Here is a 20,751-nt window from a genome sequence, read left to right as displayed (position 1 = left end):
AGCCGCAGCATGCCGCGGCTCCCATTACTGGTGCAAAAAAAATTACACGACTTTATTGGTCGACAGATCCCAGCCGCCGGAAGTATTGCCGCCGGAGCCGCCGCCGATTTTTTGCTGGGTGTACTTCCATTTGACCTTGGAGTACTTCAGGCTGACACTTTCGCTCAGCACGTCGCCTTCCTGGACGGATGGCGTGACGTCGGAGATCAGCAGGTTCGACAGTTCGATTTCGAAGTACTTGATGCGGTCGCCCTTGCCGTCGGCGCGCAGGAATTCGAACTTGGCGCTGTCGATGGTCTTGCCGGACGAGCAGTTCTGCAGCAGCAAAGGCGTAGCCAGGTCAGCGATCTTGGTGATCACGATGTCCTTGTGCTCGCAGCGCTCGGCTGTGTGGCCGCCGCCGGTCGATGCCGTAGCCGACTTCGGCTGCAGCACTTCCCATTGCACCGATTTGCATTCGATCCAATCCTTGTGGGCGCTGTCGGTCGACTCGCCCTTGATGCCGTTAATTTGCAGATATACGTCGATTGCCATGGTAATACCCCTTATTCAATAAAATTAAGACTTGGTTGACGCCGGTAATTCTGCGACCAAGCGGAGTGAAACTGAAAGTTCGTCAAGCTGGAAGTGAGGGCGCAGGAAAGACACTGCACGATAGACACCCGGACGTCCTGGTACTTCGGATACCTGCACTGAGGCTTCACGCAACGGGAATTGCGCCTTTTGCTCCTGGCTGGCATTGTCATCGAGCAGCACATACTGGGTCAGCCAACGGTTGAGGAAATCTTCCACGTTGCCTGCCGAAGCAAAGCTGCCGATCTTGTCGCGCATCATCGACTTCATGTAATGCGCAATACGCGATACCGCGAAGATGTACTGCAGCTGGGCTGACAGCACCGAGTTCGCATTGGCTGAATCGGTATTGTATTTCTTGGCTTTCTGGGTCGATTGCGCGCCGAAGAAGGCGGCGTAGTCGGTGTTCTTGCAATGCACCAGCGAGATGAAGCCGAGGTCGCTCAGTTCTTTCTCGCGGCGGTCGGTAATCGCGATCTCGGTAGGGCACTTGAGCGCGACTTCGCCTTCGTCGGTCTTGAAGGTATGGGTCGGCAAGTCTTCCACCAGGCCGCCGCCTTCCACGCCGCGGATCGCCGCGCACCAGCCGAAGTCTTCAAACGCCTTGGTCAGCTTGGTGCCGAAAGCATAGGCTGCGTTGCACCACAGGTATTTGGAGTGATCGGTGCCGTCGACATCTTCCACGAAGTTGAAGCCGTCGACAGTCTGGCCGTCTTTCGGATTGAACGGCAAACGTCCCAGGAAGCGCGGCAAGGTCAAGCCGACATAGCGGGAATCTTCCGACTCGCGGAAAGACTTCCATTTTGCGTATTCGACCGTCTCGAACACCTTGGCCAGGTCGCGCGGCTTGCCGAGTTCGCTGTAGGTTTCCAGTCCGAACAGTTCCGGCGATGCGGCGCTGATGAAAGGCGCGTGGGCGGAAGCGGCGATGTGCGACATCTGCTCGACGAAATACATGTCTTCCGGTTGCCGCGTGATTTCAAAATCGCCCAGCAGGGCGCCGAACGGCGAACCGCCGAAAGTGCCGAACTCTTCTTCGTAGACTTTCTTGAAAATGGCGCTCTGGTCGAAGTCCAGGGCTGCCTGGAAGTCTTTTACCAGCTCGCGCTTGGTGGCGTTCAGGACCTTGATCTTGATGTTCTGGCCGGTGGTCGAGTTGAACACCAGGTAGTGCAGGCCGGTCCAGCTGCTTTCCAGCTTCTGGAATTCAGGCGCATGCATGACGGCGCTGACCTGCTCGGAAATCAGGCGGTCCAGTTCAGCCACGCGGGCATCGATGGTTGCCGACAGGTTGGGCGAGACCACCACGGTGCCTTGCATGACCTGGTTCACGAGTTCCGAAATGATGTCCTTGGCGCGGTCATGCTCGGCGCCGGATTTGGCGACTTTGCTCTGTTCTACGATCTGGTCGAGCAAGCCGGATTCTTCTGCCACCGGGCTGGCTGCCGCCGCAGAGTTGTGCTGAAAGGACATCTCAGTCTCCTTGTTTCTTGGTTTGCTTGCTCAACGCCGTCAGCTTCTCGGTGCTGTTGAGCACATCGTTCAGGATGTCTTCCAGCTTGTCGTTGCCGGCCAGCTTGTTGCGCAGATCCGCCAGCTTGGTGCGGGCTTCCAGCAACTGCTTGAGCGGTTCGATCTGCTGCACCACGGCTTCCGGACGGAAATCGTCGATCGACTTGAATTTCAGTTCGACGCCGAATTCGCCGCCGCCATCGCTCAGATGATTCGGTACGCGGAAAGTGGCTTTCGGCTCAATGCCCTTCATCACTTCGTCGAAGTTGTCATTGTCGATGTTGACGAACTTGCGGTCTTTCAGCTTGGCCTGGGCCACATCTGATTTGCCGCTGAAGTCGCCGACCACGCCCATCACGAACGGCAATTCCTTTTGCTCGATGGCGTCGCCGATTTCAACGTCGTAAGTCATTTGCACCCGTGGTGGACGGACTTTCTGCAAACGTTTTTGAGTACTCTCTTTTTTGGCCATAAAACCCCCGCTGATGCTTACCGGATAATCAAGCCCTGGCCCCGTGGCGGGGCGCAGGATTCATGTAGTTACTGCAACGATCCGAATGGATTGGCGCCGTCGCCGCTAGGTTCAGGCGTGGCGCCAGGTTTGGCCGCCACGGCACTCTTCTTGGGGGCGGCGGCAGGACGCGCCACGACCTTGGGACGGGCCGGCACCAGTACTGTCTCGCCCAGGCTTTCGCGCAGGATCTTCGCCAGGCCCTGGGCTTCGGTACGGACATTGCCGTTCAAATCGTTTTGCGTGCGCAGGTCGTTCAAGGCCTTGGTCGACAATCTCAGGCCGCCCACCGCGACGATGCTGTTGGCGACCTTGTCTTTCGGATCGCGGTTCAAGCCTTCCAGCGCATAGGAAATGGCGTCGCCATAATTTTCCGCATCGAAACGGATTTGCGCCAAACGTACCCATGGACCCTTGTCTGCAGGAAATGCGCTGGTCGCGTCTTTCAGCAATTTGACGGCCTTGTCGGTCTGGCCGGCTTTCTGGGCCGCATCCGCTTCAGCCACGATGGCGTCCAGTTTGGCGGCCGGGTCTACTGGCGGCGGCGTTGTTGCACAGGCGCTTACCAAACATGTCAATGCCATGCCGTAGATAAATTTACTCTTCCATTGACTCATCTTAAACTCGCTTTCTATGTGGCAACTTTTAAATAGCCCAAATCTTAACAAAACCAGGCAGATGCAGATATCATATTGCCAATCTACATCAAAATTTGTTAACTTTGGTTACACCATTGCAACAAGTTTAGTCCAGACCCATACTATATGTCTAGGCGGCAACTAGTGTAGTGTTGTTGTTTTGTATAAATAAGTAATAAAATGTTAATCCTGACAGTATTGTCTATTCAGCATTTTTGCAACTCAAATAAAGACGATAATTAATGTTAATGCGACCACTTTATCTCTTGGCTTCGCTTGCCGCCGTATTGAGCCTGGCCGGCTGCGCTGCCGGCGCCGTCTCGGCGGTCGGTTCGATTGCCAGCTCGGTATTGCAGATGTCAGGCATCACCAAGCCCGAAGTTCCGGATGCCCAAAAGCCGCCCAGGACCGTTGCCATCAAGCTGCACGCCGGGTCCAACCTGAATGCCGACAGTGGCGGTGCGCCGCTGGCGCTGGTGGCCAGAGTATATAAGTTAAGACAAAATGGTGCATTCCAACAGGCAACTTACGATACATTTACTAATCCGCAGAAAGAAAAGGATGTGCTGGGCGCGGATCTGATCGAAGTCAAGGAAATCACCCTGGTGCCTGGACAGCGTTATGAAGTCAGCGAAAAGGTCACTAGGGAAGCCGGTTTCGTCGGCGTTGTCGCCTTGTTCCGTAAACCGGCTGCGCAGCGCTGGAAACTGACTTTCCCGGCGGAACAGGCTGAGAAATCCGGTATAACCTTGGGCGCGCACGCGTGCGCGTTGACGGTCGGCACCGGCGTCACGGTGGCGGAAGACGTCGGCGCCAGCAAGTTTTTAACTCCGGCTCCGTGCGGTTAGTTCTTTGCCTGCAACTGCATGATGGTGGTTTGAATAAATTTACATGTGAGTCAAATACGTGAATCGAACATCGAAAATCTTATGGGGCGAGGGCTTGTTCCTGCGTCCCCAGCATTTCCAGCAGCAGGACCGCTATCACGAGAATCGCCTGCATGAAACCACCAATGCCTTGCATCCGTATGCCTGGGGCGTGCTGTCGGTGCAACTGGACCGCGATGCGCTGGCCAACAACACCTTGCGGCTGTCAGAGTTGTCGGTGATTTTCCAGGATGGCGAAATCTACAAGGCGCCCGAGGCCGACGATCTGCCGGAAGTGGTCGACCTGACCAATATCCCGCACGCCCAGCAAACCATTACCTATTACGCGGCGCTGCCTTACATGAAGGGCTTCGGCGGCAATTTCTCGCCGCTGGGCCAGACCAGCAACGCCACCCGTTATGCGCAGAACAATGCGGCCACCGCCGACCTCTTTACGCAGGCGGCGGAAGCGGAGCTGACCTATTTGAAGAAATCGGTGCGGCTGGTGTCGGAAATGGAGCCGCGCGACTCCCTCATCAGTTTTCCGTTGATCAAGCTGCGCCGCATCTCTACCGGCGGCTTTGAGCCGGATCCGACTTTCGTGGCGCCCAGCCTGACCATCCGCAGCGCTCCTGCGCTGTACATCCAGCTGCGGCGCCTGATGGATGCATTGCAAGCCAAGGTCAGCGCCTTGTACGGCCATCACCGTGAGCCGAGCAAGAATGTCATCGAATTCCGTTCCGGCGATATTTCTTCATTCTGGCTGCTGCATACGGCCAGTTCGGCATTTGCCGGACTGACGCACTATTTCCATAATCCGGCGTTTCATCCGGAGCGCCTGTACGAGCAATTGCTGAGCCTGGCCGGCGCGCTGATGACGTTTTCCAAGAGCTACGCGCTGTCCGACCTGCCGGTTTACCAGCATCAGGACCCGGGCCCATGTTTCGCCAAGCTGGACGCCATCATCCGCGAGTTGCTGGACACCGTGATTTCATCGCGCTATTTCTCCATCGCGCTGTCGGAAAACAAGCCGTCGCATCATCACGGCATGCTCGACTCCGGCAAGATCGACGACAAGACTGCGTTCTACCTGGCGGTCAACGCCAGCATGCCGGCCATCGAACTGGTCGACATCGTACCGCTGCGCTTCAAGATCGGCGCACCTGACGACGTCGATAAATTCGTGCTGTCAGCGATGCCCGGCGTCAAGCTGTCGCATTCGCCGCAAGTTCCGGCGGCGCTGCCGGTGCGTCCGGACACCTATTATTTTGCATTGGAAAACAAGGGCGCCTTGTACGACCGCATGTTGCAGGCGCAATCGATTTCGATCTACGTGCCATCCGGCATCAACGACCTTAAACTTGAGCTCTTAGCGGTTACATCATGAATAGAACTTCAGCCCCATCCCTGCTTGGCGACATGGCTTCCGGCCAGGGCCAAGGCCCGTATGCAGCGCCGGACAGCAGCAGCTCGGCCAATTCCTTGCTGGACCTGATGTACGACGGTTTCTACGCCCTGTTCCTGCTGAAGAACCGTTGCTCGCCGGTCGACGAAGCCGGCTTCACGGCCAAGATGCAGCGCTTCCTGAGCGACTTTGAACGCGGCGCAAAAAAGCTGGATGTTTCGGCGGAAGACGTGCACGCGGCGAAGTACGCGTTTTGCGCGGCGGTCGATGAAAACATCCTGCATTCGCAATTCAGCATCCGCGAATCGTGGGCGCGGCGGCCGCTGCAGCTGATCCTGTTCGGCGACCAGCTGGCCGGCGAACACTTCTTCACGCGCCTGGAAGACTTGCGCGCGAAGGGCGCCTTGCACCTGCAGGCGCTGGAAGTTTTCCACATGTGCCTGCTGCTCGGTTTCCAGGGGAAATACATCATCGAAGGCCCGGAAAAACTGAACTACCTGACCGCGCGCCTGGGCGACGAAATCGCCCGCATGAAAGGCAAAAGCGCCGGTTTCGCGCCGCACTGGGAACGGCCGGACCAGATCAGCCACAAGCTGCGCAATGAAGTGCCGCTGTGGGCGCTGTGTTCGGTGTTTGCACTGATCGGACTGGGCGGCTATTTCGGCTTGAACACCATGCTGTCGCGCGCCACCGCATCAAGCATCGCCGGCTACAGCGACATCGTCAAACTGGCGCCGCGGGCGGCGAATCTGACTATTACCTTGCCTTGACGGTTGCCTGGTTTTTATGTGTCCGTGGCTTTGGCCGGTTGCGCAAACGGGGGCGCCGGTGTTTTCCGGTTTGCTGTCCAGGCGTTCGATGGACATCAATTGGATAGAGCGGTAATACATTTCTGCTGGTAATCTTCTGTCTCATGGAGACAAAACAAAAAACCGGCCTCATCCTCACCGGCGGCGGCGCCCGCGCAGCCTATCAGATCGGCGTGATGGACGCGGTAGCGTCGATTTTGCGCGAACATGGCTGGGCGTCGGAGCAGAATCCTTTCAATATCATTTGCGGCACCTCGGCCGGCGCGATCAACGCGACGGCGCTGGCGTGCCGGGTCGACAACTTCGGCCTCGGCGTGCAAAAGCTGAAGGATGTCTGGGAGCACTTCACGGTGGAGCAGGTGTACCGCGCCGATTCGCTGGGCGTGCTGCGCTCGGGCGCGCGCTGGCTGTCGCTGCTGTCTTTCGGCTGGCTGCTGCGCAAATGGCATGCCCATCCGCCTAATTCCCTGCTTGACAATACGCCCCTGATCACCTTGCTGCACCGCTTGCTCGACCTGGAACGGCTCGACACGGCGCTGGCCAATGGCAGCCTGGACGCGCTGGCGATCACGGCATCGTCGTATAGCGGCGGCCAGCACATTACTTTTTATCAAAGCGCCATCGAGATTCAGGGCTGGACCCGCAGCCAGCGCCGTGCAGTGCGGGACCAGATCGGCGTCGGCCATCTGCTGGCGTCCTCGGCGATCCCTTTCATTTTTCCTGCGATCCCGATCTTCTGCGAAGGCCGCCGCCAGTTTTTCGGCGATGGCTCGATGCGCCAGCTGGCGCCGATTTCTCCCGCGATTCATCTTGGCGCCAGCAAAGTCATGGTGGTCGGCGCCGGCCGCCGCCAGGAAGCGCCGACCGATTCTCCCACTTTTGCCAGTTATCCGAGCCTGGCGCAGATCGCCAGCCATGCGTTGTCCAGCATTTTCCTCGACGGGCTGGCGGTGGATATCGAACGGCTGGAACGCATCAATCACACGCTTTCCTTTCTAACCGAGGAGCAGCGCCAGCGCACCCCGCTGAAGCCGGTGGAAATGCTGATTATTTCGCCCTCGGAACAAATCGACGATATCGCCACCAAGCACTTCGGCAGCCTGCCGCTGCCTATTCGCACCTTGCTGGGCGGCCTTGGCGCCAAGGATATCCAGGGCGGAGGATTGGCCTCGTATCTGCTGTTCGAATCCGGCTATACCCGTGAGCTGATCCGCATGGGGCAGAAAGATACCCTGGCGCGACGCGATGAAGTGGCGGCTTTTTTCGGGCCGGCAGAGAGCGCTGCCCTTGCCGCGCTGGGCAGCGCAGCCTAACAGTTGTTCTGTATTGTCAAATATTGCAACACTTGATTGCGCCGCAAGTATACGGGTTGATTCGTTTTCAGCAACACGTTACCCTACGGTATCGCATATACAAGAAATATGAAATTTATGAAAAGCCACGCAACCCAGCACCATTTCCCTGGTCTAAATGCCGGTTTCGCTGCTGCCATGTTGCGTAACGGCATATTGTTGCTGCTTGGCTTGCTGCTGTCTTTTCAGGTATTTGCCCGTGAATCCTTGCCGCAGGACACTGTTGCGCTGGACCAGCTGCCTTCGGAAGCACAGACGACATTGATGTTGATCAAGCAGGGCGGGCCTTTTCCTTATGCCAAGGACGGTGTGATATTTGGCAATTATGAGGGGGCGTTGCCCAGGCAGCGGCGTGGTTATTACCATGAATATACTGTAAAGACGCCGCGTGCCCGCAACCGTGGCGCGCGCCGGATCATTGCGGGCGGCAATCCGCAGTCTTCCGGTGAATATTATTACACGGACAATCATTATCAAACCTTCAGACGCATCCAGGAGTGACTGAGACGAGTGAACCAGATATCACAACAGCAACCCATCATTGCTCTAGCTGAGGGAAAAATGAGCTTGTTTAAAACCGTGCCGCCAAATGTAGTGCAGTCTATCCGCGCCTTCCGTGTGACCGACCTGCAGGCGGAAGCTCAGCGCTTGGGGCAGCATTTCCTGTATGCCTACTGTGCGGAAGCGACGACTAAACAGCAAGTTCTGGGCAAAATCGCGCATGCTTTCCTGTTTCCCAAGCATTTCGGCAAGAATTTCGATGCGCTGCACGACTGCCTGACCGACCTGGCGCACAAGGCTGGTCCGCAACCCGGTTTTATTGTGGTAATCGAACAACTGCCGAATACGCAGAAATTCGACAAGGAAGCGCGCGAAACCCTGCTCGACGTATTTCGCGACAGCGCCGATTTCTGGGCTGACAAGAAAGTTGCCTTCCGCGTCTTTTATTCATTCCAATAACAATATTTGCCGCCGGTTTTACTCAAAAACTGCGTTGCAACGGGTACAATGCGCGCCATGAGAAGCATTGTTATCCTGATTTCCGGGCGTGGCAGCAATATGCAAGCCATCGTCCGCGCCGCTCAAGCCGAACAATGGCCTGCCCGCATCGCTGCAGTGATCAGCAACCGCGCAGACGCCGAAGGTTTGAAATTTGCTGCCGCCCAAGGTATTCCAACGGCGGTGGTAGCGAATAAAGACTATCCTGATCGTGAACAGTTCGATGCCGCCTTGCGCGTCGTGATCGACGGCTTTGCACCGGATCTGGTGGTGCTGGCCGGTTTCATGCGCATCCTGACGGCGCCCCTGGTGGAACACTACACCGGCCGCATGCTGAACATCCATCCTTCGCTGCTGCCAAGCTTTACCGGCATGGCGACGCACCGGCAAGCGCTGGCGGCTGGCGTCAAGGTGCATGGGGTGACCGTGCATTTCGTCACGCCGACGCTGGACCATGGCCCGATCGTGGCGCAGGTTGCAGTGCCGGTGCTGGAGGGGGATACCGAGCAGTCGCTGGAGCAGCGGGTGCTGATCGAAGAGCATCAGCTATATCCGCGTGCGGTGCGCTGGTTCATCGAAGAGCGCCTGGCTATCGAGGACGGCCGGGTGCATGTCAGCGCGCAGTCAGACTAGCGCTAACCCGATTCACATTCTTAGTTGCGTTATTTGGTTGCGTTACTTAATCACGTGATTCACTACACATCACCATCGTTTGCCGTACGGGCACGATAAACAGATTTTTAAGAAAGAATCATTATGAGATTGCCTCCCGCGATCATCGGTCACACCGAAGAAGTCCTGCGCGAAATTTTACGTTTTACCGGCCCGGCCGACGGCACCTTGTCGCACTATTTCCGCGAGCACCCGAAGCTGGGTTCGCGCGAGCGCGGCGTGGTCGCCGAAGCGGTGTACGGCCTGCTGCGCAACAAGTCGATCTACACCAGCTTCGCCGAATCGGGCAACGGTCCGACCATGCGCCGCATGACCTTGCTGGGGCTGGCCGATGCGGTCGGCGTCGACTCGCTGGGCGGTCTGTCGGAAGAGGAAACCGAATGGCTGACGCGGGTCGGCGAAATCGACCGCACGCTGATGCCGGCGCTGATGCGCTCCAACCTGCCGCAATGGCTGTTCGACAAGCTGGTGGCGCGCGATGGCGAAGCCGCCACGCTGGAGCTGGCGTACGCGATGAACCAGCCGGCGCCGCTGGATTTGCGCGTCAATACGATCAAGTCGAACCGCGAAGATGTCAGCGCCGCCCTGGCGGAAGCGCCTATCCTGTGCGAGCCGACCCCTTATGCGCCGCTGGGCCTGCGCGTCATCAAGAAGCCGGCCCTGCAAAACCTGCCGCTGTTCAAGAGCGGTGCGATTGAAGTGCAGGACGAAGGCAGCCAGTTGCTGGCGCAAATCGTCGGCGCCAAGCGTGGCGAAATGGTGGTCGATTTCTGCGCCGGCGCCGGCGGCAAGACACTGGCCCTGGGCGCCACCATGCGCAATACCGGCCGCCTGTATGCTTTCGATATTTCCGAGAAGCGCCTGGCGAAACTGAAGCCGCGCATGGCGCGCAGCGGTTTGTCCAATATCCATCCGGTCTTGATCGCCCATGAGAACGACGGCAAGGTCAAGCGCCTGGCCGGCAAGATCGATCGCGTGCTGGTCGATGCGCCGTGCAGCGGCCTCGGTACGCTGCGCCGCAATCCCGACGTCAAATGGCGCCAGACGCCGGCGGCGATCGTCGAGATGAACACCAAGCAGATCGCGATTCTGTCGAGCGCCGCGCGGCTGGTGAAATCGGGCGGGCGCCTGGTGTACGGCACCTGCAGCCTGCTGGACGAAGAAAACGAAGCGATTGCAGCGCAATTCCTGGCCAGCCACGAAGATTTTTCGCTGGTGCCGATGAAAGACGTGCTGGCCGAACAGAAAATTCCCCTGGAAATGGGCGACTACCTCAAACTGCTGCCGCATCAGCACCAGACCGACGGCTTCTTTGCCGCGGTGTTCGTGCGCAAGTAATCATGTCGCTCCGGGCCGGCGGTTTCAAGCTGACCCGGAGTGCGCAGCACGATAGAACGCCGAGACGCTAAGTACTCAACGTCGTATCTAACACATGCCAGATATTTTCACAGAATTGCTCAACGATTTGCTGACCAACCTGGGCGCGCCCGGGCTGGCGCTGCAAGTCGGTTTGCTGCTGCTTTGCATAGCAGTGGGCTGGGTGCTGGCGCGCCTGCTGCGCCGTACTTTCACGCTGAGCGCCGTGCAGCCGCCGGCGATGCAGATCGGCCTGGGCAGCTTCGTCAAGGTGCTCACGCCTATCCTGACTTTCCTGCTGCTGTTGCTGGTCAAGCTGGCTTTGCAGAAGTGGCACCAGCCGGTCAATATCCTGCGCCTGATGGTGCCGCTGGTGGCTTCGCTGGCGCTGATGCGCTTCGTGTTCTACGTGTTGCGCCGGATTTTTGCGCGCAACAGCGGCGTCGGCACCTTCCTGCTGCTGTTTGAAAAGAGCTTCGGCGCCTTGGTCTGGATCGGCCTGCTGCTGTATATCACCGGCTGGTGGCCGGACCTGTTCGATTACCTGGACAGTACGGTGCTGCCGATCGGGCGCTACAAGGTGTCGCTGCTGGCCATCATGCAGGCGCTGGTGTCGGTGCTGGTGACCCTGGTGATCGCATTGTGGGCCGGCGCCACCATTGAAGAGCGCCTGATGCGGGTCAACACCATGCATTCCTCGATCCGCACCGTGGTGGCGCGCATGGCGCGCGCGGTGCTGATCCTGATCGCGGTATTGCTCAGCCTGTCGCTGGTGGGTATCGACCTGACCGTGCTGTCGGTGTTCGGCGGCGCGCTGGGTGTGGCGCTGGGGCTAGGTTTACAGAAAATCGCCAGCAGTTATGTATCGGGCTTCGTGATCCTGCTTGAGCGCAGCCTGGCGATCGGCGACATGGTCGGCGTCAGCACGTTCTACGGCAAGGTGGTGCAGATCAATAGCCGCTATACGGTGCTGCAAGGCCTGGACGGCATCGATACGGTGATCCCGAACGAGATCTTCATGATCAATTCGGTGCAGAACTATTCGCTGACCAACCGCATCCTGCGGCTGGCGACACAAGTGACGATCGTCTATCAGGATGATGTCGAAAGCATACTGACCATGCTGGAGCAGGCGGCGCTGGAGGTGGAGCGCGTCTCGCATGAAGTGTTGCCGCAAGCCTTGTTGCTGAAGATCGGTCCGGACGGGCTAGAGCTAGAGATCGGATTCTGGATCACCGATCCCGAGAACGGGCGCCTGAACGTGTTGTCAGATGTTAACCGGGCGATCTGGCGCGTGCTGCAAGCCCACCAGATTAAGGTTGCTCACGTGAAACGGGAGATCAAGGTGTACGAGGATGAATTGCATAAAAGTAATTTTCACTCAGATACGCAACAGGATTTGCAATTAGATGGCCCGGTTGATTCGCCGAAACCTAAAAACGGCTGATATTCAGGGTACAATTGCAGTCGAATTTCGGGTAATTGGTCGGTAACTACCCGTCAACTTACCCGCATCACACTGCAAATCAGACATTAAAACAAGCAGTGGCGTAATCATTCATTACACATGGAGTACACATAGTGTTCAATGCAATTCTCGATTTCTTGTCGAATGGCGTAACAGGTGCAAGCGCCTGGCAAGTGGTCGTGTTCACGCTGGTCGTGACGCACATTACAATCGCTGCGGTGACTATCTACCTGCACCGCGGCCAGGCGCACCGCGCCCTGGATCTGCATGCGATTCCGAGTCATTTTTTCCGTTTCTGGCTGTGGCTGACGACCGGCATGGTCACCAAGGAGTGGGCGGCGATTCATCGCAAGCATCACGCCAAATGCGACACCGAGGAAGATCCGCACAGCCCGGTCACGCGCGGCATCAAGAAAGTATTCTGGGAAGGCGCCGAGCTGTACCGCGCTGAATCGAAGAACCTGGAAACCATGGAAAAATTCGGCCATGGCACACCGGACGACTGGATCGAGAGAAACCTGTATACCAAGCACAGCGCCTACGGCATCGTCGCCATGCTGTTCATCGACCTGCTGCTGTTCGGCGTCGTCGGCCTGAGCGTCTGGGCAGTGCAGATGGTGTGGATTCCGATCACCGCCGCCGGCATCATCAACGGCATCGGCCACTACTGGGGCTACCGCAATTACGATTGCAATGACGCCGCCACCAACATCATCCCGTTCGGCATCATCATTGGCGGCGAAGAACTGCATAACAACCACCATACTTTCGGCACATCGGCCAAGCTGTCGTCGAAGTGGTACGAGTTCGACATCGGCTGGATGTATATCCGGATCCTGGAAATCTGCGGCCTGGCCAAGGTCAAGAAAGTTGCGCCTGCGCCGAAATTCAACCATGCCAAGCTGGTGCCCGACCTGGATACCTTGCAATCGGTGATCGCCAATCGCTACGACGTCATGGCCAAATATGCCAAGTCGCTGAAGAACGCCTGGCACGAAGAGCGCAGTCACCTGACCGACAAGGCCAAGCTGGGCGCCGGTTTCCTCAAGTCATCGAAGAAATTGCTGCAACGCGAGCCGACCAAGCTGGAAGCGCCGCAAAAGCAGCAGTTGACTGAGCTGTTCCTGCATAGCAAAGCACTGCAAACCATGCACGAAATGCGGGTTGAGCTGGGTGCGATCTGGGAGCGTTCGCATTTCACGCGCGATCAGTTGCTGCATCAGCTGCAAGACTGGTGCGCACGTGCCGAGGCTTCCGGCATCAAGTCGCTGCAGGATTTCTCGCTGCGCCTGCGCAGCTACTCCTGATCTGAAATAAAAGACGGCTCGCCGCTGTCATTGCGACAGCGGTCTTTACCCGTGAAACGGTCCATGCAAATCGGACCGTTTTTTTTCGTCTGGAATTCCTGTGCTGCGGCTGCTCTCCAAAGCTGTTCGCAGCAGGGCGGTTTGCCGCGGACGTAAAAAAGCCCCGCAGGAACATGCCTTGCGGGGCTTTTCGGAGCTCGGATCAATTACTTGATCTTGGTCTCTTTGTATTCAACATGCTTACGAACCTTCGGGTCGAACTTCATGATCGACATTTTTTCCGGCGTTGTACGCTTGTTCTTGGTAGTGGTGTAGAAATGACCTGTACCTGCGGTCGATTCCAGCTTGATTTTGTCGCGGCCTGATTTCGCCATGATTCTTCCTTTATTCTGCTAGTTAGACTTTTTCGCCACGAGCGCGCAAATCGGCCAACACGGCATCAATGCCGATTTTGTCGATCACGCGCAAGCCGGCGTTGGACAAGCGCAGGGAGACCCAGCGATTTTCAGACTCAACGAAAATGCGGCGATTTTGCAAGTTAGGCAAAAAGCGACGTTTCGTCTTGTTGTTTGCATGGGAAACGTTGTTGCCGACCATCGGCCCCTTCCCGGTGACTTGGCAGACACGTGCCATGTTTTTACTCCTAAAAGATTTCCGAAACTGGAAAAAAGGAGAGTATATATAAAAAAATGAGATTTTTCAACGACTTGCAGAAAATAATTGTGTCTTCTGCGCGTTCGAAGATTTAACAATTTGTTTTTGAAGGATTTCACAGCTGGCCGTGCTCGGCAAACGAATGCACCTGGGTGCCGGCGACGATGAAATGATCCAGCACCCTGACGCCGATCAGGTCCAGCGCCTGCTTCAAGGTTTGCGTCAACTTGTGGTCGGCGGCGCTGGGCTCCAACGTGCCGGAGGGATGATTATGCGCCAGCATGACGCTGGCGGCATTGTGCGTCAGCGCCGCCTTGACCACTTCGCGCGGGTAGACGCTGGCGTGGGTGAGGGTGCCGCGGAACAATTCGTCGGCGCAGATCAGGCGGTTCTTGACGTCGAGGAACAATACCAGGAAAGACTCGTAGGGTTTGTTGGTCAGCAACAGCTGCAGGTATTGCTTTACCGCAGCTGGCGCGTCGAAGCTGGTGCCGGATTGCAGCTCCTCTGCCAGCGAACGCCGTCCCAGTTCCAGTATCGCTTGCAACTGAGCGAATTTGGCGGGGCCGAGGCCGTTGATGGCGCAGAATTCGTCCAGAGAGGCGGAGAGCAGCCGGTTGAGCGAGCCGAAATGACTGCTCATCTCGCGCCCCAAGTCGACCGCGCTTTTGCCGGCGGCGCCGACGCGCAGGAATACAGCCAGCAGTTCGGCATCGGAAAGCGCCTGCGGCCCGAATTTGATCAGGCGCTCGCGCGGTCTTTGATCGGCGGGCCAGTCGGTAATTGGCATGGTAAGTCCCTCTAAGCGCGTCAGCTTGTCCAAGGTGGCTTACAATATCATCTTCAGATGAACGATTGCCTTTTTGTTAATGGTGTTTTTACCTAATTATGTCTAACTTGTCCCTGCCGGTTGTCACCGAAGCCTCCTATCTCACCTTGCACTACCGTCTTGCTTCGCAAGAGGGCGAGGATATTGTCAGCACCTTCAAGGAGTCGCCGGCTACTTTGCAGTTCGGCATGGGCCAGCTGGCGCCGTTCTTGGAAACCTGCCTGCTTGGTTTGCCGGAAGGCACGCACCAAACCTTCGACCTGCCGCCGGAGCAGGCTTTCGGCCCGCGCAATCCTGAGCTGATCCAGCGCGTTTCGCGCGCCACACTGCGCCAGAACTCGCAGCTGGGCGAGGAGTATCGCATCGGCGACCTGGTGGAGTTTGCGGCGCCGGGCGGCGGCCAGTTCGCCGGCGTGCTGCGCGAGATCGACGAACAGGGCGCCTTGTTCGATTTCAATCACCCGCTGGCCGGCCAGTCGCTCAAGTTTGAAGTAAAGATCATCGGCATCTTGTAAGTGCGCCGATTGAATGGATATGACTATGAATAAAGAAATTCTGCTGGCGCAGCCGCGCGGCTTTTGCGCCGGCGTCGACCGCGCGATCGAAATCGTCGAACGCGCGCTGGAACAGTTCGGCGCGCCGATCTATGTGCGGCACGAGATCGTTCACAATGCCTACGTGGTGGCGGACTTGCGCAACAAGGGCGCCATTTTCATCGAAGAGCTGGCCGACGTGCCGGCCGGGAATACGGTGATTTTTTCTGCTCACGGCGTTTCCAAGGCGGTGCAGGAAGAAGCCGAAATGCGCGGCCTGAAAGTGTTCGACGCCACTTGCCCGTTGGTCACCAAGGTCCACATGGAAGTCGCCAAGATGCGCCGCGAGGGCCGTGAAATCGTCATGATCGGCCACGAAGGACATCCCGAAGTCGAGGGCACCATGGGCCAGACCGAAGGCGGCATGCATCTGGTCGAGACCGTGGCCGATGTCGACAAGCTGCAGGTGGCGAATCCTGAGCTGCTGGCCTATGTCTCGCAGACCACCTTGTCGGTGGACGACACGGCGGACGTGATTGCCGCCCTCAAGCAGCGCTTCCCCTTGATCACCGAGCCGAAGAAGGGCGATATCTGCTACGCCACCACCAATCGTCAGCAAGCCGTGAAGTTCATGGCGCCGCAGGTCGACGTGGTGATCGTGGTCGGCAGTCCCAACAGCTCCAACTCCAACCGCCTGCGCGAAGTGGCCGAGAAGCGCGGCACCACGGCCTACATGGTGGATAACGCCGAACAGATCGATCCCGGCTGGCTGCAAGGGAAGACTCGCATCGGCGTCACTGCCGGCGCTTCCGCCCCGGAGATCCTGGTGCAGGCGGTAATCGACCGCCTGACAGCCTATGGCGCCAAGAGCGTACGCACGCTCGACGGCGCGGAAGAAAATGTCACTTTTCCGATGCCCAAGGGGCTGGCGCGCGTCTGAGGCGAAACTGGCGGCTTGCATGATTACCCATGAGAATCTGCCGATTGTCATGGGCGATTGCAGCCTTGCAGCGGTTTGTTACCGTGTCAAACGTCCCCGGAAAATCGTTGCGCAAAGGCCCTGATGCCTCATTCTGGCGCGAAATTATATTCCGAATAAATCCCACTTTTCCATCGATAGTTTTTTGTTTTCCTCGCTATCATTGCGGCGCTGAAGTTTGATTGTAAAAGGCTGTGCCGAACCGCCTTCAGCGAGGTAATATTGTAGTGCCGTCGGAGTTGCTTATCGCTTAACGTTAGCTATAATCTGCACGGTCATGGTGCATTTGTCCACCGAGACAAGGCGCTTTAAGATAAAAACGTTTTTACATAAAGACGTATAAGGAGACAAATAATATGTGTACCCCGTTCATCCTTCATATTCCGGCTATTCACGCAATGCCAGATTACCTTTCCAGCTAGGCGGAAGGGCGCATCCCCACGGCACCAGGACTTCTCCAGGGTGCCGTTTTTGTATCGGGAATGATTTTTGCTGTGCAGCCTCTGAGATGGTCGCAATAGTGTTCTGACCGATTTGAACCGAAACACACAAAGGAAATTATGGATATCTTTATCCAACAAGTTATCAATGGCTTGGTGCTGGGAAGCATGTACGCGTTGATTGCCCTCGGTTATACGATGGTATATGGCGTGCTGAACCTGATTAACTTCGCCCACGGCGATATCCTGATGATAGGCGCGATGGTTGGCTTGTCCATCCTCAAGCTGCTGCAGCATGTCGCTCCCGGCCTGCCTGGCATCGTCCAGCTGGCGATTGCCATCATCGGCGCCATTCCGGTCTGCGTCATTGTCAGCCTGATCATCGAGCGGGTTGCCTACCGGCCGTTGCGCAATGCGCCGCGCCTGGCGCCGCTGATTACTGCGATCGGCGTTTCCATCCTGCTGCAGACTTTCGCCATGATGATCTGGGGCCGCAGCCCGCTGCCGGTGCCGCAAGTCATGCCGTCCGATCCGGTGCATATCTTCGGCGCGCTGATCTCGCCGACGCAGATCATGCTGCTGGTGCTGGCTGCCGCTTCGATGTTCGGCCTGGTGATGCTGGTTGAAAAAACCAAGATGGGCCGCGCCATGCGCGCCACCGCGGAAAATCCGCGGGTCGCCGGCCTGATGGGGGTCGATTCCAACCGCGTCATCGTCATGACCTTTGCCATCGGCGCCGCACTGGCTGCCGTCGCCGGCGTGATGTGGGGCGCCAACTACTCTTCCGCGCAGTTCGCGATGGGCTTCGTGCCCGGCTTGAAAGCATTCTCCGCCGCGGTGCTGGGCGGTATCGGCAATATCTACGGCGCCATGCTGGGCGGTATCCTGCTGGGCCTGATCGAGAGCCTGGGAGCTGGCTATATCGGCGACCTGACCGGCAACTTCTTCGGTAGTAACTACCAGGATATCTTTGCCTTCATCGTGCTGATCATTGTGTTGACCTTGCGTCCGTCCGGCATCATGGGCGAACGTGTGGCTGACCGCGCTTGATCGGGGAGGATATATGGCAAGTTTCTTCGACACCAAAAAGAATCCGACCAAGGCTTACACCAGCTTGGTTGCCCTCGCTATCCTGTTCGTGATCTTCCCGTTCATTGCCGCCAATTTCGGTAATTCCTGGGTCCGCATCATGGACTTCGCGCTGCTCTACATCATGCTGGCGCTAGGTTTGAACATCGTGGTCGGTTTTGCCGGCCTGCTCGATCTCGGCTACATCGCGTTCTATGCGATCGGCGCTTACATGACCGGCTTGCTGGCATCGCCGCAGTTTGCTTCGGTGCTGGAGTCGTTTGTCAATACCTATCCGGCCATCGGCAATTTCCTGGTGATGATCTGCGGCCCGGAAATTGTCCAGAACGGCATTCACTTGTCGCTGTGGGTGATCGTGCCGCTGGGAGCGGCGCTGGCAGGGATGTTCGGCGCCATTCTCGGCGCTCCGACACTCAAGCTGCGGGGCGATTATCTGGCGATCGTGACACTCGGTTTCGGTGAAATCATCCGGATTTTCATGAATAACCTGAATGCGCCGGTGAACATCACCAACGGTCCGCAGGGCATCAACCTGATCGATCCTATCCGCATCTTCGGCGTCTCGCTGGCAGGGGAGCGCGGTTCCAATGCCACGGTCCAGCTGGGCAGTTTCAGCCTGCCATCGGTGAATGCCTACTACTTCCTGTTCCTCATCCTGTGCATCGCAATCATCACTATTTCGATCCGCTTGCAGAACTCGCGCCTGGGCCGTGCCTGGGTGGCGATACGTGAAGACGAAATCGCGGCCAAGGCAATGGGCATCAATACCCGCAACATGAAGCTGCTGGCGTTTACGATGGGCGCCTCGTTTGGCGGCGTCGCTGGCGCCATGTTTGCCTCGTTCCAGGGCTTCGTCTCGCCGGAATCGTTCTCTTTGACCGAGTCGATCGCGGTACTGGCGATGGTGGTGCTGGGCGGCATGGGGCATATCCCGGGCGTGGTGTTGGGCGGCATATTGCTGGCGGCATTGCCTGAAGTGCTGCGGCACACCGTGGAGCCGATGCAGATGGCTGTTTTCGGCAAGGTGCTGATCGATGCCGAAGTGCTGCGCCAGCTGTTGTACGGCCTGGCGATGGTAGTCATCATGTTGACCCGTCCAGCCGGTTTGTGGCCTGCGCCTAAGCACGAGGATCGGCCGGATGCCGATATCGATAAACCTACGCTGGCGACCGGCGTGGTAGAGGCTTAAGGAGATCACATGAGCGCACAAACTATTTTAAATATCTCCGGCGTCAATAAACGATTCGGCGGCTTGCAGGCCTTGTCCGAAGTCAACGTCAAGATCCTGAAGGGCCAGATCTATGGCCTGATCGGTCCTAACGGCGCCGGCAAGACGACGTTCTTTAACGTCATCACGGGCTTGTACCAGGCCGATACCGGCTCTTTCGAGCTGGCCGGCAAGCCATACTCGCCTTCGGCGCCGCATGAAGTCGCCAAGGCCGGGATTGCCCGTACTTTCCAGAACATCCGCCTGTTTGGCGAGATGACCGTGCTGGAAAACGTCATGGTGGGTTGCCACGTGCGTACCAAGCAGGGCCTGTTCGGCGCTGTGTTCCGCCACAAGGCGGCGCGCACGGAAGAGCTGGCTATCCGCAAGCGTTCGCAGGAATTGCTGGATTTCGTCGGCATCGGCCGTTTCGGCGAGCGTACCGCGCGGCATTTGTCCTACGGCGATCAACGCCGCCTCGAAATCGCCCGGGCGCTGGCTACCGATCCGCAATTGCTGGCGTTGGACGAGCCGGCAGCCGGCATGAACGCCACCGAAAAACTGGCGCTGCGCGAGCTGCTGGTGAAAATCAAGAATGAAGGAAAGACCATTTTGCTGATCGAACATGATGTCAAGCTGATGATGGGCTTGTGCGACCGCCTGACCGTGCTGGACTACGGCAAGCCGATTGCTGAAGGATTGCCTGCCGAAATCCAGAAGAACCCGGCCGTGATTGAAGCCTATCTGGGAGGTGGTCACTAATGGCAACCAATATCCTGAAAGTCAGCAACCTGAAAGTCGCCTACGGCGGCATCCAGGCGGTCAAGGGCATCAACCTGGACGTCAACGAAGGCGAACTGGTGACGCTGATCGGCGCCAACGGCGCCGGCAAGACCACCACGCTGAAAGCCATCACCGGGACTTTGCCGCAATGTAAAGTCGAAGGCGAGATGCACTACCTGGGAGAGCACACCAAGGGTACGACCTCGTTCAACCTGGTCAAGCAAAAGCTGGCGATGGTGCCGGAAGGGCGTGGCGTGTTCACCCGCATGAGCATCCAGGAAAACCTGCTGATGGGCGCGTATACCCGTGACGACAAGGCTGGCATCGCGGCCGATATCGAAAAATGGTTTACCGTCTTCCCGCGTCTGAAAGAGCGTGCCGCCCAAATGGCCGGCACCTTGTCCGGCGGGGAGCAGCAGATGCTGGCGATGGCGCGCGCATTGATGAGCCATCCCAAGCTGCTGCTGCTGGATGAGCCGTCGATGGGTTTGTCGCCGATCATGGTGGAAAAGATCTTTGAAGTCATCCGCAACGTTTCCGCGCAAGGAATCACGATCCTGTTGGTCGAGCAGAACGCCAAGCTGGCGCTGGAAGCGGCGCACCGCGCCTATGTGATGGATTCAGGCCTGGTGACCATGAGCGGCAACGCCAAGGATATGCTGGACGATCCTAAGGTGAAGGCGGCCTATCTGGGCGAATAAGCTCGGGTTGCCTGATTTGCAAAAAGAGGGGGACTAGGCATTCGTGCCAGTCCCCCTTTTTCTTGTTG

The 20,751-nt window shown here is 57.6% G+C and carries 23 protein-coding genes; 16 read left to right on the top strand and 7 right to left on the bottom strand.

What is annotated here, in order from left to right; all coding sequences use genetic code 11:
• Window positions 1–42: 42 nt before the first annotated feature.
• From AC07V8_RS06855 to AC07V8_RS06840, 4 genes are all read right to left on the bottom strand, one after another.
• Window positions 43–534, bottom strand: a complete 492-nt coding sequence (locus tag AC07V8_RS06855; protein WP_038491337.1) for an Hcp family type VI secretion system effector — start codon at window positions 532–534, stop codon at window positions 43–45.
• A gap of 24 nt (window positions 535–558) precedes the next feature.
• Window positions 559–2,046 (bottom strand): type VI secretion system contractile sheath large subunit, encoded by a 1,488-nt coding sequence (gene tssC / locus AC07V8_RS06850; protein ID WP_211445074.1) that lies wholly within the window; start codon window positions 2,044–2,046, stop codon window positions 559–561.
• A 1-nt stretch (window position 2,047) separates the two neighbouring features.
• Window positions 2,048–2,557, bottom strand: a complete 510-nt coding sequence (gene tssB, locus AC07V8_RS06845; protein WP_211445075.1) for a type VI secretion system contractile sheath small subunit — start codon at window positions 2,555–2,557, stop codon at window positions 2,048–2,050.
• Between the two features lie 68 nt (window positions 2,558–2,625).
• Entirely contained in the window at window positions 2,626–3,180 is a 555-nt protein-coding gene (locus AC07V8_RS06840; RefSeq protein WP_494679580.1) for a tetratricopeptide repeat protein, read from the bottom strand.
• Between the two features lie 302 nt (window positions 3,181–3,482).
• Here AC07V8_RS06840 and tssJ point away from each other — a divergent pair, with 302 nt between their 5' ends.
• The 10 genes from tssJ to AC07V8_RS06790 all read left to right on the top strand — a co-directional run bounded on the left by tssJ (window position 3,483) and on the right by AC07V8_RS06790 (window position 13,468).
• Window positions 3,483–4,082, top strand: a complete 600-nt coding sequence (gene tssJ / locus AC07V8_RS06835; RefSeq protein ID WP_494679560.1) for a type VI secretion system lipoprotein TssJ — start codon at window positions 3,483–3,485, stop codon at window positions 4,080–4,082.
• Between the two features lie 58 nt (window positions 4,083–4,140).
• Window positions 4,141–5,487, top strand: coding sequence for a type VI secretion system baseplate subunit TssK (gene tssK, locus AC07V8_RS06830; RefSeq protein ID WP_494679559.1), 1,347 nt, complete (start codon window positions 4,141–4,143; stop codon window positions 5,485–5,487).
• Window positions 5,484–6,275, top strand: a complete 792-nt coding sequence (gene icmH / locus AC07V8_RS06825; protein ID WP_494679558.1) for a type IVB secretion system protein IcmH/DotU — start codon at window positions 5,484–5,486, stop codon at window positions 6,273–6,275. Before tssK ends, icmH begins: the two co-directional genes overlap by 4 nt.
• A gap of 143 nt (window positions 6,276–6,418) precedes the next feature.
• Entirely contained in the window at window positions 6,419–7,627 is a 1,209-nt protein-coding gene (locus AC07V8_RS06820) for a patatin-like phospholipase family protein (RefSeq protein WP_494679557.1), read from the top strand.
• Between the two features lie 177 nt (window positions 7,628–7,804).
• Entirely contained in the window at window positions 7,805–8,167 is a 363-nt protein-coding gene (locus AC07V8_RS06815; protein ID WP_494679579.1) for a guanyl-specific ribonuclease, read from the top strand.
• Window positions 8,168–8,626, top strand: coding sequence for a barstar family protein (locus tag AC07V8_RS06810; protein ID WP_494679578.1), 459 nt, complete (start codon window positions 8,168–8,170; stop codon window positions 8,624–8,626).
• Window positions 8,627–8,674: 48 nt separating this feature from the next.
• Window positions 8,675–9,298 (top strand): phosphoribosylglycinamide formyltransferase, encoded by a 624-nt coding sequence (gene purN / locus AC07V8_RS06805; RefSeq protein WP_494679556.1) that lies wholly within the window; start codon window positions 8,675–8,677, stop codon window positions 9,296–9,298.
• 123 nt (window positions 9,299–9,421) lie between these two features.
• Window positions 9,422–10,675 (top strand): RsmB/NOP family class I SAM-dependent RNA methyltransferase, encoded by a 1,254-nt coding sequence (locus AC07V8_RS06800; RefSeq protein WP_494679555.1) that lies wholly within the window; start codon window positions 9,422–9,424, stop codon window positions 10,673–10,675.
• A gap of 94 nt (window positions 10,676–10,769) precedes the next feature.
• Entirely contained in the window at window positions 10,770–12,140 is a 1,371-nt protein-coding gene (locus AC07V8_RS06795; protein ID WP_494679554.1) for a mechanosensitive ion channel family protein, read from the top strand.
• 134 nt (window positions 12,141–12,274) lie between these two features.
• Window positions 12,275–13,468 carry a DesA family fatty acid desaturase gene (locus AC07V8_RS06790; protein ID WP_199110726.1) on the top strand — a complete coding sequence of 398 codons (1,194 nt, stop codon included), beginning with the start codon at window positions 12,275–12,277 and terminating at the stop codon, window positions 13,466–13,468.
• Between the two features lie 206 nt (window positions 13,469–13,674).
• Here the strand turns inward: AC07V8_RS06790 and rpmG are convergent, their stop codons facing one another.
• The 3 genes from rpmG to radC form a co-directional block, all read right to left on the bottom strand.
• A complete protein-coding gene (rpmG, locus tag AC07V8_RS06785; RefSeq protein WP_009667251.1) occupies window positions 13,675–13,842 on the bottom strand; it encodes a 50S ribosomal protein L33 in 168 nt (55 codons plus the stop codon).
• Between the two features lie 22 nt (window positions 13,843–13,864).
• Entirely contained in the window at window positions 13,865–14,101 is a 237-nt protein-coding gene (gene rpmB, locus AC07V8_RS06780) for a 50S ribosomal protein L28 (RefSeq protein WP_006463730.1), read from the bottom strand.
• A gap of 136 nt (window positions 14,102–14,237) precedes the next feature.
• Window positions 14,238–14,912: a RadC family protein gene (radC, locus tag AC07V8_RS06775; protein ID WP_494679553.1), complete on the bottom strand. Its 675-nt coding sequence runs from the start codon at window positions 14,910–14,912 to the stop codon at window positions 14,238–14,240.
• Window positions 14,913–15,010: 98 nt separating this feature from the next.
• Between radC and AC07V8_RS06770 the strand changes: the two genes are divergently transcribed.
• From AC07V8_RS06770 to AC07V8_RS06745, 6 genes are all read left to right on the top strand, one after another.
• The gene (locus tag AC07V8_RS06770) at window positions 15,011–15,466 is read left to right on the top strand and encodes an FKBP-type peptidyl-prolyl cis-trans isomerase (protein WP_061942446.1); all 456 of its coding nucleotides are present in this window, start codon (window positions 15,011–15,013) and stop codon (window positions 15,464–15,466) included.
• Between the two features lie 25 nt (window positions 15,467–15,491).
• Window positions 15,492–16,424, top strand: coding sequence for a 4-hydroxy-3-methylbut-2-enyl diphosphate reductase (gene ispH, locus AC07V8_RS06765; RefSeq protein ID WP_494679552.1), 933 nt, complete (start codon window positions 15,492–15,494; stop codon window positions 16,422–16,424).
• Between the two features lie 599 nt (window positions 16,425–17,023).
• Window positions 17,024–17,953: a branched-chain amino acid ABC transporter permease gene (locus AC07V8_RS06760; protein WP_325670816.1), complete on the top strand. Its 930-nt coding sequence runs from the start codon at window positions 17,024–17,026 to the stop codon at window positions 17,951–17,953.
• A gap of 13 nt (window positions 17,954–17,966) precedes the next feature.
• The gene (locus AC07V8_RS06755) at window positions 17,967–19,181 is read left to right on the top strand and encodes an ABC transporter permease subunit (protein ID WP_494679551.1); all 1,215 of its coding nucleotides are present in this window, start codon (window positions 17,967–17,969) and stop codon (window positions 19,179–19,181) included.
• Window positions 19,182–19,190: 9 nt separating this feature from the next.
• Window positions 19,191–19,961: an ABC transporter ATP-binding protein gene (locus AC07V8_RS06750; RefSeq protein WP_211445090.1), complete on the top strand. Its 771-nt coding sequence runs from the start codon at window positions 19,191–19,193 to the stop codon at window positions 19,959–19,961.
• A complete protein-coding gene (locus AC07V8_RS06745; RefSeq protein WP_494679550.1) occupies window positions 19,961–20,683 on the top strand; it encodes an ABC transporter ATP-binding protein in 723 nt (240 codons plus the stop codon). The genes AC07V8_RS06750 and AC07V8_RS06745 overlap by 1 nt, the downstream gene beginning before the upstream one ends.
• The last annotated feature ends 68 nt before the right edge of the window (window positions 20,684–20,751 follow it).

Source organism: Collimonas sp. GW821-FHT02H07 (assembly GCF_059421505.1).
The sequence above is the reverse complement of the archived record's forward strand: the minus strand, read 5'-3'. Positions and strand labels throughout refer to the sequence as shown.